The 12,848-nt window shown below is 32.0% G+C and carries 12 protein-coding genes and 1 pseudogene; 7 read left to right on the top strand and 6 right to left on the bottom strand.

Annotation, left to right across the window (positions count from 1 at the left end):
• Positions 1–104: 104 nt before the first annotated feature.
• From ACH2BP_RS07290 to ACH2BP_RS07270, 5 genes are all read left to right on the top strand, one after another.
• On the top strand, positions 105–1,025 hold the full coding sequence (locus ACH2BP_RS07290) for an ABC transporter ATP-binding protein (RefSeq protein ID WP_395058441.1): 921 nt from the start codon (positions 105–107) through the stop codon (positions 1,023–1,025).
• A gap of 112 nt (positions 1,026–1,137) precedes the next feature.
• A complete protein-coding gene (locus ACH2BP_RS07285; RefSeq protein WP_395058439.1) occupies positions 1,138–2,442 on the top strand; it encodes an ABC transporter permease in 1,305 nt (434 codons plus the stop codon).
• A gap of 224 nt (positions 2,443–2,666) precedes the next feature.
• Positions 2,667–3,830: a sigma-54-dependent transcriptional regulator gene (locus ACH2BP_RS07280; RefSeq protein WP_395058437.1), complete on the top strand. Its 1,164-nt coding sequence runs from the start codon at positions 2,667–2,669 to the stop codon at positions 3,828–3,830.
• Between the two features lie 43 nt (positions 3,831–3,873).
• The gene (locus ACH2BP_RS07275) at positions 3,874–4,512 is read left to right on the top strand and encodes a DEAD/DEAH box helicase (RefSeq protein WP_395058435.1); all 639 of its coding nucleotides are present in this window, start codon (positions 3,874–3,876) and stop codon (positions 4,510–4,512) included.
• Between the two features lie 29 nt (positions 4,513–4,541).
• The gene (locus ACH2BP_RS07270; protein WP_394759448.1) at positions 4,542–4,760 is read left to right on the top strand and encodes a putative signal transducing protein; all 219 of its coding nucleotides are present in this window, start codon (positions 4,542–4,544) and stop codon (positions 4,758–4,760) included.
• Between the two features lie 374 nt (positions 4,761–5,134).
• Here the strand turns inward: ACH2BP_RS07270 and ACH2BP_RS07265 are convergent, their stop codons facing one another.
• Complete coding sequence (locus ACH2BP_RS07265) at positions 5,135–6,553, bottom strand: hypothetical protein (protein WP_395058433.1); 1,419 nt, start codon at positions 6,551–6,553, stop codon at positions 5,135–5,137.
• 772 nt (positions 6,554–7,325) lie between these two features.
• Between ACH2BP_RS07265 and ACH2BP_RS07260 the strand changes: the two are divergent.
• Positions 7,326–7,545 (top strand): annotated as a pseudogene (locus tag ACH2BP_RS07260) (putative signal transducing protein).
• Positions 7,546–7,608: 63 nt separating this feature from the next.
• Here the strand turns inward: ACH2BP_RS07260 and ACH2BP_RS07255 are convergent.
• The 3 genes from ACH2BP_RS07255 to ACH2BP_RS07245 are packed head-to-tail and all read right to left on the bottom strand — an operon-like array spanning position 7,609 to position 8,634.
• A complete protein-coding gene (locus ACH2BP_RS07255) occupies positions 7,609–8,091 on the bottom strand; it encodes a 3'-5' exonuclease (RefSeq protein ID WP_395058431.1) in 483 nt (160 codons plus the stop codon).
• A 58-nt stretch (positions 8,092–8,149) separates the two neighbouring features.
• The gene (locus ACH2BP_RS07250) at positions 8,150–8,467 is read right to left on the bottom strand and encodes a YqiA/YcfP family alpha/beta fold hydrolase (RefSeq protein WP_395058443.1); all 318 of its coding nucleotides are present in this window, start codon (positions 8,465–8,467) and stop codon (positions 8,150–8,152) included.
• An 8-nt stretch (positions 8,468–8,475) separates the two neighbouring features.
• The gene (locus ACH2BP_RS07245) at positions 8,476–8,634 is read right to left on the bottom strand and encodes a hypothetical protein (RefSeq protein ID WP_395058429.1); all 159 of its coding nucleotides are present in this window, start codon (positions 8,632–8,634) and stop codon (positions 8,476–8,478) included.
• Positions 8,635–8,764: 130 nt separating this feature from the next.
• On the opposite strand from ACH2BP_RS07245, the gene ACH2BP_RS07240 reads away from it, so the two are divergent.
• The gene (locus ACH2BP_RS07240) at positions 8,765–10,399 is read left to right on the top strand and encodes an ABC-F family ATP-binding cassette domain-containing protein (protein ID WP_395058427.1); all 1,635 of its coding nucleotides are present in this window, start codon (positions 8,765–8,767) and stop codon (positions 10,397–10,399) included.
• 81 nt (positions 10,400–10,480) lie between these two features.
• Here ACH2BP_RS07240 and ACH2BP_RS07235 read toward each other — a convergent pair whose 3' ends face one another.
• Positions 10,481–12,439, bottom strand: a complete 1,959-nt coding sequence (locus ACH2BP_RS07235) for a von Willebrand factor type A domain-containing protein (RefSeq protein ID WP_395058425.1) — start codon at positions 12,437–12,439, stop codon at positions 10,481–10,483.
• A 4-nt stretch (positions 12,440–12,443) separates the two neighbouring features.
• The coding region (locus ACH2BP_RS07230; RefSeq protein WP_395058423.1) for a TonB-dependent receptor plug domain-containing protein at positions 12,444–12,848 on the bottom strand (405 nt) is incomplete at its 5' end.

The following is a 12,848-nucleotide window of genomic DNA, read 5'->3' as shown; positions in this document are numbered from 1 at the left end:
GGTTTTTTGTAACAATTTGATCCGATTATTATCTAATATAAAAAACACAAATTCGATTAATTTTTTTAATTAGAATAAGTATATTTATTAAATTAAATTTAAAAATGAATAATATTCTTGAAGTAAAAAATGTAGTCAAACAATATGGCGATTATACTGCCCTAAATAGTGTTTCATTACAAGTTCCTAAAGGTAGTATTTACGGTCTTTTAGGCCCTAATGGTGCCGGAAAAACCTCTTTAATTCGTATCATCAATCAAATTACGATGCCAGATAGTGGTGAGATAATTCTCGACGGAGAAAAACTCGCTCCACATCACGTGCAGCATATTGGTTATATGCCAGAAGAACGTGGTTTGTATAAAACGATGAAAGTAGGTGAACAATGTTTGTATCTCGCACAACTAAAAGGATTGTCTAAAGCGGAAGCACAAAAACAACTCAAATACTGGTTCGAAAAATTCGAAATTGAAGGCTGGTGGAACAAAAAAATACAAGAACTATCCAAAGGAATGGCGCAAAAAGTACAGTTTGTAGTTACGGTTTTGCATCAACCAAAATTATTAATTTTCGATGAACCATTTTCAGGTTTCGATCCTGTAAATGCCAATTTGATAAAAGACGAAATCTTAGAATTAAAGAAAAAAGGATCAACTATTATTTTCTCGACTCATCGTATGGAAAGTGTCGAAGAATTATGTGATGATATTGCTTTAATTCACAAATCGAACAAACTTATTGAAGGAAGACTTGAAGATGTAAAACGCCAGTACCGAAAAAACACTTTCCAAGTAGGAATCATGACCAATAATGTAGAAGGCTTAATGTATGATTTAACCCAAAAATTCACAGTAGGTCAAACAGATTTCAAATCTCTAAATGATGACTTGAAACTAGAGATAGATTTAGGAACAGCGACATCAAATGATTTGTTAAGTATTTTGACAAGTAGAGGTCAAGTAACTCATTTTGCAGAAAACATACCGAGTGTAAACGATATATTTATTCAAACTGTAAGTAAATAGACTTGCTTAGATAGTTAGATTTTTAGATTACTTATATGATAGGAAAGTTTAAGTAGTCTAAAAATCTAAAATGTCTAACAATCTAAGAAGTCTAACAATCTAATAATCTAAAATGTCTATATTATCATTAATCATAAAAAGAGAATTTATTGCAAAAGTTCGTAATAAATCATTTATTATAATGACTTTTCTGAGTCCATTATTAATCGTAGGGTTGTCATTTTTTGTTGGTTATCTCGCTAGTATGAATAAAGATGAGGTTACAAAAATCGCTATTCATGACGAATCGGGAGTTTTAAAATCCGATTTCAAAAATATCAAACAAACTGTCTACGTCGATTTGTCTGGTATGCCATTACAATTTGCTAAAGATACCGCAAGCAAAAATTATGAAGGTCTTATTTTTGTTCCTAAATCAGCCAATATTCAAGAATTAGCAACTAAAGTCGAATATATTTCAGATGAAAGTCCTAGTATGGAATTCATCATGGAAATGGAAGACGTTATCGACACCAAACTAACCAGAAATAATCTGACAACGATAGGTTTCGATTATGATAAAATAAAAAAAGCAAAAGTAGATTCAAACATACATTTAACTAAATTTTCTGGAGAGGATACCATAAAAGGGATCAACGAAATGAAGATTGCAATAGGTGGCGCATTTGGTTACTTAATCATGATGTTCATTATTATTTACGGTAATTTTGTGATGCGAAGTGTTATCGAAGAGAAAACATCTCGAATTATCGAAATCATCATTTCATCGGTAAAACCATATCAATTAATGATGGGTAAAATTATTGGTAATTCATTGGCAGGAATTCTACAATTTGCCATTTGGGCAATCGTAGGTGCTATTTTGTTATTTGGAATTTCGGCATTCTTTGGCATACAAACTGGTGCGCAAGCCAGCATCAATCCAGCAATGGCAAATGCAGTTCAGCATGAATTAGGAACTACAATGCAAAGTTATCTCAAAGAGTTTTTCAATTTACCATTAGGAACATTAATTACTTGTTTCGTAATCTATTTCATAGGTGGTTATTTTCTATATAGCTCATTTTATGCCGCCATCGGAGCCGCTGTCGATTCAGAAACCGATTCTCAACAATTCTTATTGCCAATCATTATGCCATTAATGTTAGGTGTTTATATCGGTTTTTTTACTGTAATAAACGACCCGCACGGAACAGTAGCTACAGTGTTTTCCATGATTCCACTTACATCACCTATTGTTATGCTAATGCGAATTCCGTTTGGTGTGCCATGGTGGCAATTAGTACTATCTATCACTATATTGTTTGCAACATTCCTAGGCGTAGTCTGGTTTGCATCAAAAATTTATAGAGTGGGAATCTTGATGTATGGCAAAAAACCAACCTGGAAAGAATTATACAAATGGCTTAAATATTAGAGTTGTTTATTCGGTTATTTGTTAATTCGTTTATTTGGAAAAAGTAGGAGCGATTCGCTCGGGCATTTTCAGGAAACCATATTCCTGCTGTCGTTGCAATCTTGTCTCGTTAAAAAAAAACGAGACAAGGATTTCCACTTCCATCAGGGCTAAAGACAATTTTTTTCGTACTTTTGCCAACTAAACAAATTGTCGATTAAACGATTAACCAAATCAACAAACAGATGTCAAAAATCCTAATCATCGAAGACGAACCAGCAATCCGACGAGTATTAACCAAAATACTAACGGAAGAAAGCGATACTTATATTGTTGACGAAGCCGAAGACGGTGTACAAGGTCTAGAAAAAATAAAAAGCGAAGACTATGATTTAGTGCTGTGCGACATCAAAATGCCAAAAATGGACGGTGTCGAAGTTCTTGAAGCTGCAAAAAAACTCAAACCCGAAATACAAATGGTGATGATTTCTGGTCACGGAGATTTAGAAACAGCTGTAAACACCATGAGATTGGGTGCTTTCGATTATATATCGAAACCACCAGATTTAAACCGTTTGTTAAATACTGTTCGTAATGCTTTAGATAAAAAAAAGTTAGTCGTAGAAAACAAAATATTAAAAAAGAAAGTTTCTAAAAACTACGAAATGATAGGCGAGAGCCAACCTATCAATCACATCAAAGATATGATTGAAAAAGTTGCACTAACTGAAGCTAGAGTTTTAATCACTGGACCAAACGGAACAGGAAAAGAATTGGTAGCACACCAATTACACGAAAAAAGCGAAAGAGCTAATTTTCCAATAATCGAAGTAAACTGTGCTGCTATTCCATCAGAATTGATAGAAAGTGAATTATTCGGCCACGTAAAAGGAGCCTTTACATCGGCAGTAAAAGACCGTGCAGGAAAATTCGAAGCAGCCGATGGTGGAACTATTTTTCTAGATGAAATAGGAGATATGAGTCTTTCGGCACAAGCCAAAGTTCTGCGTGCCTTACAAGAAAGTTTGATACAAAGGGTAGGAGCAGACAAAGACATAAAAGTAAATGTTCGTGTTGTAGCTGCTACCAATAAAGATTTAAAAAAAGAAATAGCAGAAGGTCGTTTCCGTGAGGATTTATACCATCGTTTGGCTGTAATTTTGATAAAAGTTCCGGCTTTAAATGATCGTCGTGATGATATTCCTCTGTTAATAGAACATTTTAATGATAAGATTGCCTCAGAACAAGGAAATGTGTCAAAAGTATTCACTAAACAAGCTATAAAATTATTACAAGAATACGACTGGACAGGAAATATTCGTGAACTAAGAAACGTAGTAGAACGCTTAATTATTTTAGGTGGAAACGAAATTTCTGAAGACGATGTAAAACTGTTTGCAAGTAAATAATAAATTAAAAGATTTAAATAATTAAATCTTTCAGTCAATTAAAATGAAACTAAAAAAAATAAACGAAAACCTGCAACAAGCACTTATCGAAAACGGTTTAACCGAAGCCAATGAGTTGCAACAAGAAACATTTAGTACTATAAAAAGTGGTGCCGATGCAGTTGTAGTTGCGCCAAAAGGTTCTGGAAAATCGACAACAATAATTATTAATGTGATTCAGCGAATGGAAAAATCCGTTGGCGAAAGCACAAGAGTTTTAATCATTGTCGAAAACAAAGAACGTGTTCTAGAAATGGAAGAAATGTTCATGAAATATGCCAAATATCATGATTTAAGTATTTTAGGAGTTCATGACAAAGGCGATATCGATTATGATAAAAACATTATTTCATTAGGATTAGATGTGCTTATTGGAACGCCAAATAGGATAAATGCTATGTTTGCTTCGGCAGGATTTAATATAAGTACAGTAAAAATGTTTGTGGTCGATGATGCTGATATTCTTTTCAGAAACCGAATGGACGCTGTAATTCACCGTTTGTCAAATAGCATCGATAAAACACAAAGACTTTTCTTTACTACCGATTTGACCGAAAGAGTAGAATCTCTGGCAGATAAAATAATGATCGAACCTTTGTTTTTTGAAATGGACGAAGAAGATGAAGATGATGAGGAAGACTAAAACGAAGATTAATTTAAAATAAAAAGAATATGGGATTGATGAAAATATTTTCGGGAAGCGAAATTTTAGCACAAGCATTACAAGCAAAAATTGAAGCGGTTGGCGTAAGTACAATTGTAAAAAATAACATACAATCGGCTAAATTAGCAGGTTTTGGAACTGCTGATCAAGCAGTAGAAGTTTTCATTCAAGAAATCGATTTTGGAAAAGCAAATCCAGTAATTGAAGAATTTAGAATGAGTATATAATGAATAACATTTTGTTTGTCTGTTCTGCAAATAAGCAAAAATCTATCTTTTACATCTTCAAGAAATCGATTTAGGAAAAGCAAATTCAATAATTGATGAATTAAGAATGAGTATCTGATTTTTTTATTTTAATTTAAAGCCAATTTTGCATAACTCAAATATTAATAGCTTGGATGTATTTTATGAATCACAAGGATTATTAATATAATTAAAATTAAGACTACAATAAATAGTTTTTTTAATACAAAGGGTTCAAAATGAGTAAAATTCGAAAATTAATTTTCAATTAATACTATAACTGTCTAAATCTCTATCTAATAATTAGGGTAAAAATATTTCAACAAATTAATGTATTTGAAAACATTTTAAACAAATTAATCGGTTATTCTAAACTGTAATTCATCAACAAGAAGTGTTGCAGTGTTTGTGTTATTTCGAGTAACAAATACTTCAATATAGTCTCCCAGGACTAGATCTACCTCAGTATTTAAAATAATTTGAAAGGATTGATTATTTGCAGCAGCAGCCATAGAAGCTATTGGAGTAATAATAATACCATTTTTAGCTATACCAATAGAAAAATCTGAATTTATTGCTGGAGCCTTTGCACCTATAACTACTGATATTTTACCCACCACTGTTTCTACACCATTGTAAGTTATTCTATTATTTGTAGCTGTAAATCTTTTTTCATTTACTGTCGTGGTGGCACCTGCAATTTTAACATAAGTGCCCACAGCACCTAATGTTGTTGTGCTAGTATTGTTATTAAAGTAAATAAAGCTAAAGGCTCTAGAGTCTGGAATATTGGTATTTTGTTTCATGCTCCATCCTGCAGAATAAGAATTTATACCGTCTAATGGCGTAGATACACCTCTAAACATGTTTGTGGTCATTCGTCCTCTATTTATATTTGCACCTGCGTTCACTTTTACACCCGTTTGTCCGGAGTAAATAAAATAATTATTAGCTAAATCTACATCATCTACATTAAGTCCTGATAAAAATTCAATACCAGAACCGCTAGTTATTCCATCTATAAAACATAATGCTGCTGCAAATTTCCCTACATTACCAGTAACTTTTAATCCATTTGAAACTTTCCAATAATTTTTAACAAATGTTATAGCTTTAAATCCGGAAATTTGCCCGGCACCCAGAGAAGGAACAATCTCTACAACTGAAGATCCCGAAAATGAATTACAAAATTTAGTTCCTGTACTATCTGAAAAATCGTAGGCTGTAGTAGAAGCACTAAAGGGTACAACGGCTAAATCTTGAATAAATACACCTGTGTTGGTACTTCTTAGAACTGCACCACTAACATTAGAAACGACCATGTCTTTTTGCGGATCGGTCCCGCGAAGTCCTGCCCCATTCATAATAATATAATTAGGGCTTATATTCACAAAGCCAGAAAAAATATACATTTTGGTAGCATTTAATGTTATGCTTGCTGCTACAGGCGCTGGTAAATCGGCAAGTGAATAAACATAAACAAGGTTTGAGTTGGGAGTAAAAGCAAAGGATTTCCAAACACCTCCACTAAATATATCTGAAGTATTATCTGTTGTGTTATAAATTTGTAATGCTTGAGATGGCGTTATAATATTGTCCCTTTCTATTTTTGTCATTCGAGGTATCAATAAACCTTTGTTGCTAGATTGTATGTCAAGAATTGAAGTTACTTGTGGATTCGTTGTTCCAATTCCTACTTGTGCAATAGCATATTGTTTAGAAGCTAAACAAACAAGTAAGCAAATTACCGCTTTTTTTAAATATTGATTTTTCATTACAAATAGTTTAGTGGTTAAATAAAAAATTAAACAAATGTTAAATTTAATCAAATGTAATTTTTTTTTTATTCAAAGTCTTTTTTATTAAAAAAAAATATTTTCATTTTTTATGATATTATAATATTATTTTATAAAATTATATTTTTTCAATAAAACCAGTGCTTTTCAGGTGATAGTAGTTTGATAATATTAAAAGGTTGCAAGTAATAAACAAAACACTATAAAAATATAGGAGACTAAAATTCAATCAAATAAGGAACGTATTTAAAAGATGATTTTTTTTGGATTCAAATTGTCAAATTCTTTTATAATTATATTTTTGTATTTTCAAAAAATCTGATAATTTAACAAACAGAACAAATGATTATAGTCAACGATATTACAAAAGAATTATATAAAGAATATAACTTTCAGTTTTAAGAAGATTTTGAAGAAGTCAATATCTCTTCATTTGACGCAAATATATTTAATCGATTATTATTTAAATCTAAGATTTCAAAGGGTGTGGTTTTTATTTTTATGTTAATCCATTTTGTTTGGCTACGTGTAGAAATATCTCTAAAAAATATATTGATTTAGGCTATCATATTTTTATTTTGTAGAGATAGCGGGAAGTAGAGTTCCTTTTTTGCTAGATTTTTTATATTAACATAAATTTGAAACCGATCATTTTCACAAATTGAATAACGAAGATTATATCGGAATAAATTAAAATCAATATTTCTTATTTGCATTAAAAAATATTTTATAATAACAAAAAAAAGTACAAATGGGATTGATGAAAATATTTTCGGGAAGCGAAATTTTAGCACAAGCATTACAAGCAAAAATTGAAGCTGTTGGCGTAAATACAATTGTAAAAAAATAAGATACAATCGGCTAAATTAGCAGGTTTTGGATCTGCCGATCAAGCAGTAGAAGTTTTTATTCAAGAAATAGATTTTGGAAAAGCTAATCCAGTAATTGAAGAATTTAGAATGAGTATTTAATCGAAATTTGCACAAAAGTAAACCACTAATTTAAATGAATGAATTTAAAATTAGTGGTTTTTTTTATTTAAGTAAGTACAATTTAGCACAAGCTCTAGCATCAGATAATGCTTCGTGGTGATTTAGTTTAATATTCATTTCACGACAACAATCACTTAATTTTGTAGGTTTTAATCCTTTGGCTTTATAAATTTTTACAGTACATTCCCATTTTTCAGAAATATTCAAATCGGTATAATCCAAACCATAAAGCGCCATAGATTTCATCAAGACATTCCTGTAAAAGCTTTCATTATGAGCAACTACAATTCTATTTTGAAGACGTTTTTTTATTTCTGGAAAAACTTGAGCAAACGATCTAGCATTGGCAGTATGATGAGGATAAATACCATGAACTGCAATAGTATAAGGCGAATATTGGTTTTGCGGCGGTTTTATCAAAGTGACAAATTCGTCTATGATTATACCATTCTCCACCGTTACAATTCCAACAGAGCAAGGATGGTGTCCAACGGCAGTTTCGAAATCGATGGCAGTAAAGGTCATTAGAATTCAATGTTTTGGATTAATTTTTTGATTTTTATTGACTACAAATGTAAACCTATTATCTAAAAAACAAATTTACTTCGCTCTCAAAAATAGCTACAGGAATTCCGTGTCCTAATTCACTGAGAAGATGTAACCTGAAATCATTTTTTAGAGGTAATAATTTCGTAATAAATTCAAGATTATCTTTCGCATGAATTACATCGTCTTGGTTTCCGATCACAATTTGTAACAAATGATTGTGGCCTTTATTGATAATTGGAATGTTTTGTAAAACCGAGGTGCGATATGGCAAAGCTGGATTGAATAACAAAGCAGGAATTTGCATTAATTTAGAAAGATAAAACCCTGCAAAACCACCCATACTACTACCTATTATTACATCTATATTTTGGTTTTATATTCAGTGTATAAATTTTCAATCATATTCGGATTTGCTCTGTAATCTAAATTAGGAGCTATAATATTTCCAAATGGTTCAAGAACTTCTCTTTTTTTAATACTTAAATTACTGTCAAGTCCGTGCAGATAAAGAATGTTCATTATTTTAATTTATAAAAATCAAATATCCGAATTCTTTTTTTCATAATTCAAATTCATTTTTAAAATTGTCAAATTCCCTAATTAATCTATCTTTGCACCTTCAAAAAAGCGATTAAATAAATAACCGAAAATGATTACAGTAAACGATATTTCCGTACAATTTGGCGGAACCACTTTATTTAGCGATGTTTCTTTTGCTATCAATGAAAATGACAAAATTGCCTTAATGGGTAAGAATGGTGCAGGAAAATCTACTTTATTAAAAATAATTTCGGGTCAAGCAAAACCATCAACAGGAAATGTATCGGCGCCAAAAGATGCTGTTGTAGCTTATTTGCCCCAGCATTTGCTTACTACCGATGGTGCTACGGTTATGGAAGAAACTTCGAAAGCATTCGGAGAAGTTTTTGCTATGAAAGCCGAAATCGACGAAATAAACGAGCAATTAACCGTTCGTACCGATTATGAAAGTGACGATTACATGAAATTAATCGAAAGAGTTTCGGACTTATCCGAGAAATTTTATGCTATCGAAGAAATAAATTATGAAGCCGAAGTAGAGAAAATACTAACAGGATTAGGGTTTCTGCGTGAAGATTTTACACGTCAAACTTCAGAATTTTCTGGTGGTTGGAGAATGAGAATCGAACTAGCAAAAATCTTATTACAAAAACCAGATTTAATTCTACTAGATGAGCCAACCAATCACATGGATATCGAAAGTATCCAATGGTTAGAGGATTTCTTGATTAATTCTGCTAAAGCCGTTGTGGTAATTTCCCACGATAGAGCTTTTGTCGATAATATTACCAATCGTACTATCGAAGTCACGATGGGACGTATTTACGATTATAAAGCCAAATATTCTCATTATTTAGAACTCAGAAAAGACCGAAGAATTCATCAGCAAAAAGCATACGACGAGCAACAAAGAATGATTGCCGATAACAGAACTTTTATAGACCGTTTCAAAGGAACTTTTTCTAAGACCGATGCGGTTCAATCTCGTGTTAAAATGCTAGAAAAACTGGTTATCGTTCAGGTTGATGAGGTAGATACTTCGGCTCTAAAACTTAAATTTCCGCCTGCAATTCGTTCCGGTCAATATCCTGTTGTGGTAAAAGATATGACAAAATCTTATGGTGATAAAGTCATTTTTCAAGATGCTAATATTGTAATTGAACGTGGTGAAAAAGTGGCCTTTGTAGGTAAAAATGGGGAAGGAAAATCGACCATGATTAAAGCTATTATGAAAGAAATTGAAATCAATTCAGGAAGTGTCGAAATTGGACACAACTCACAAATTGGTTATTTTGCTCAAAACCAAGCTGCTTTATTAGACGAAAATGGAACAATTTTTTCTACAATTGATGATATTGCTGTTGGTGATGTAAGAACTAAAATAAAGGATATTTTGGGCGCATTTATGTTTCAAGGTGATGACATTACCAAGAAAGTAAAAGTGCTTTCTGGTGGTGAAAAAACCCGTTTGGCTATGATAAAATTATTGCTAGAACCTGTTAATTTATTGATTCTAGATGAGCCTTCAAATCATTTGGATATGAAAACTAAAGATATTATTAAAGAAGCTTTGCGTGATTTCGACGGAACATTAATTCTTGTTTCTCACGACCGTGATTTCTTGGATGGTTTGGCTACCAAAGTGTTCGAATTTGGTAACAAACGTGTCAAAGAGCATTTTGAAGATATTGCTGGTTTCTTAGCTCATAAGAAAATGGATAGCATGAGAGAAATAGAAAAATAAGAATTATTTTATATAAAATAAAACCCGTCTCGTTCTTAAAAACGAGACGGGTTTTTCAATAAAACAAATTAACCAAAAAACTTATTTTACAGCTTCAACCAATCTAATAAATTCTGCTTTGTAACCATCGGTATCGTTAGACAACCCTAATCTGGCTAGTTTTTTAATCTCATCAGATGATTTATTAGATATTAATTTTGAATCTCTCAATTTCAACCCAAACCAAGCAACTGAAGCTGTAAATTTTAAATCATCAGAAGCATTTTCTAACTCGCTAGATTTATTTTCAATAATCTGAACCATCTCAATACTTTTGTCACCATCAGGTTTTTTGTAACGGAATTTTATGGTGGCTAGCTCGTCATTAAAATTATTTCCTGTTGGCTCTACTTTTGTGTATTTTAAATCGGAAGTTTCGTTATAAAAATCACTTTTCACATCAGTAGGAATAATTTCGTATAATGCTGTTACGGTATGATTACTTCCTAATTCTCCCGCATCAATCGCATCGTTTTTGAAATCTTCTGGACGTAATTTTCTGTTTTCGTAACCAATTAATCTATAACTCTGAACATGTTTTGGGTTGAATTCAATCTGAATTTTTACATCTTTAGCAATGGCAAACATCGAACCTTTAAATTCTTTACCTAAAAAGCGATTGGCTTCCTGAATGTTATCGATATAAGCGTAATTTCCGTTGCCTTTATCGGCAAGGATTTCCATTTTACTGTCTTTGTAATTCCCCATTCCGTAACCCAAACAAGTTAAGAAAACACCCGATTTTCTTTTGTCTTCGATCAATGTTTGCATATCACCATCGGAAGAAGTTCCTACGTTAAAATCACCATCAGTTGCTAGAATTACTCTATTATTTCCACCCTTTATGAAATTTTCTTCGGCAGTTTTGTAAGCCAATTGAATTCCTGCTCCGCCAGCAGTGCTTCCACCAGCATTTAGTTTTTCTAATGCATCAATAATAGTTTGTTTCTCATTTCCAGAAGTTGGAGGCAAAACCAATCCTGCCGCTCCAGCATACACGACAATTGCTACTTTATCTTCTTTGCGGAGTTGCGCTATTAGTACTTTTAGTGATTCCACTAATAAAGGTAATTTGTTAGCATCACTCATCGAACCCGAAACATCGATTAAGAAAACCAAGTTAGAAGCTGGTAAATCATTAGTTGGAATGTCTTTTCCTTGCAAACCAATTTTTACTAATTTATGTTTGCTATTCCACGGACATTCGCTGTATTCAGTATTAATTGAAAATGGATTATTGTCTTTGGGTTGTGGATATTGGTATTTAAAGAAATTCATCATTTCTTCGATACGAACGGCATCTTTTGGAACGGTTTGACCGTTGTTGATGAATCTGCGAACGTTGGTATAAGAAGCATTGTCAACATCGATAGAAAAAGTAGAAAGTGGCGCTTTTTTTGGACTTTCGAAAGGATTTTCTGTTAAACTATTATAATCTTCATCGTTTGGAATCGGATTTTTATTAGTGTTTGAATATTGTTTTAAGTCATCTTTTTTTTCTGAAAAAGAACGACTTCCACGTAAAATAATTTTAGAATTAGAATTTACTTGTAAACCATAAATTTGTCCAGATGAAGCTTGATTGCTTTCTGCTTTTTTTCTTTCTTTTCTTGATGAAGTAGGTCTTTCTTCGGATTCATAATCTGATGAATAACCTATAACTACAACCTCTTGCAATTGTTTTGCATTATCTTGCATTTTAACATTAATAACATTTGAAGCTCCAACGATTCTAATAACATCATTCAATCCCATAAAACTGTACACTAATGTTTCTCCAACTTTCGCTTGAATTGTATAAGCCCCGTTAAATCCCGTTGCAACACCTCGTTGTGTTCCTTTTACCACGACGTTTACGCCTGGCATTGGTCCAGATGCATCCGTTACAACTCCTGTAATTGTTTTTTGCTTTGCCTGTTCGCTTACACTCGAGTCCTGACCAAAAGTTAGGACAGAAATAAGCATCATAATGCTTGCTGAAATAAGTTTTAAAGTTTTCATGATTTTAATTTTTTAAATTATTAACTTTATTTTTTCGGTATTCTTGTATTTGTAATTCAATTTTTGCTTGTTTTTTGAGATATCTTTTTTCTTTTCGACTTAATATTTTGGTTTTAATAATTATTACACCATTAAGTCCTTGTGTTCCATAAAGCGCTGTTGCCTGTGAGCCTTTTAATACATTTATACTCTCTATAGCATTTGGATTTAAATGTTCTAATGATTTCCGGTCTACAATTTGATTATCAATAACATATAATGGATATTCACTTTTTTTAATTGTTGCCATGCAATGAAAAGCTTTGTAAGTTTTTTTTTCTGCTTTTATTGAATCTTTTTCTTGTCCAAAAGCCACGAAACTGATAAGCATAGTTATGGCTAATGAAATAGATTTTAAACTTTTCATAAT

The organism is Flavobacterium sp. (assembly GCF_043756175.1).
Classification (GTDB): Bacteria; Bacteroidota; Bacteroidia; order Flavobacteriales; family Flavobacteriaceae; genus Flavobacterium.
The sequence above is the reverse complement of the archived record's forward strand: the minus strand, read 5'-3'. Positions and strand labels throughout refer to the sequence as shown.

What these genes read in the sequence shown, in the direction of transcription:
- ACH2BP_RS07290 (WP_395058441.1), top strand. Translation starts at nt 105, where the DNA reads ATGAATAATATTCTTGAAGTAAAAAATGTAGTCAAACAATATGGCGAT.
- ACH2BP_RS07285 (WP_395058439.1), top strand. Translation starts at nt 1,138, where the DNA reads ATGTCTATATTATCATTAATCATAAAAAGAGAATTTATTGCAAAAGTT.
- ACH2BP_RS07280 (WP_395058437.1), top strand. Translation starts at nt 2,667, where the DNA reads ATGTCAAAAATCCTAATCATCGAAGACGAACCAGCAATCCGACGAGTA.
- ACH2BP_RS07275 (WP_395058435.1), top strand. Translation starts at nt 3,874, where the DNA reads ATGAAACTAAAAAAAATAAACGAAAACCTGCAACAAGCACTTATCGAA.
- ACH2BP_RS07270 (WP_394759448.1), top strand. Translation starts at nt 4,542, where the DNA reads ATGGGATTGATGAAAATATTTTCGGGAAGCGAAATTTTAGCACAAGCA.
- ACH2BP_RS07265 (WP_395058433.1), bottom strand. Translation starts at nt 6,553, where the DNA reads ATGAAAAATCAATATTTAAAAAAAGCGGTAATTTGCTTACTTGTTTGT.
- ACH2BP_RS07255 (WP_395058431.1), bottom strand. Translation starts at nt 8,091, where the DNA reads ATGACCTTTACTGCCATCGATTTCGAAACTGCCGTTGGACACCATCCT.
- ACH2BP_RS07245 (WP_395058429.1), bottom strand. Translation starts at nt 8,634, where the DNA reads ATGAACATTCTTTATCTGCACGGACTTGACAGTAATTTAAGTATTAAA.
- ACH2BP_RS07240 (WP_395058427.1), top strand. Translation starts at nt 8,765, where the DNA reads ATGATTACAGTAAACGATATTTCCGTACAATTTGGCGGAACCACTTTA.
- ACH2BP_RS07235 (WP_395058425.1), bottom strand. Translation starts at nt 12,439, where the DNA reads ATGAAAACTTTAAAACTTATTTCAGCAAGCATTATGATGCTTATTTCT.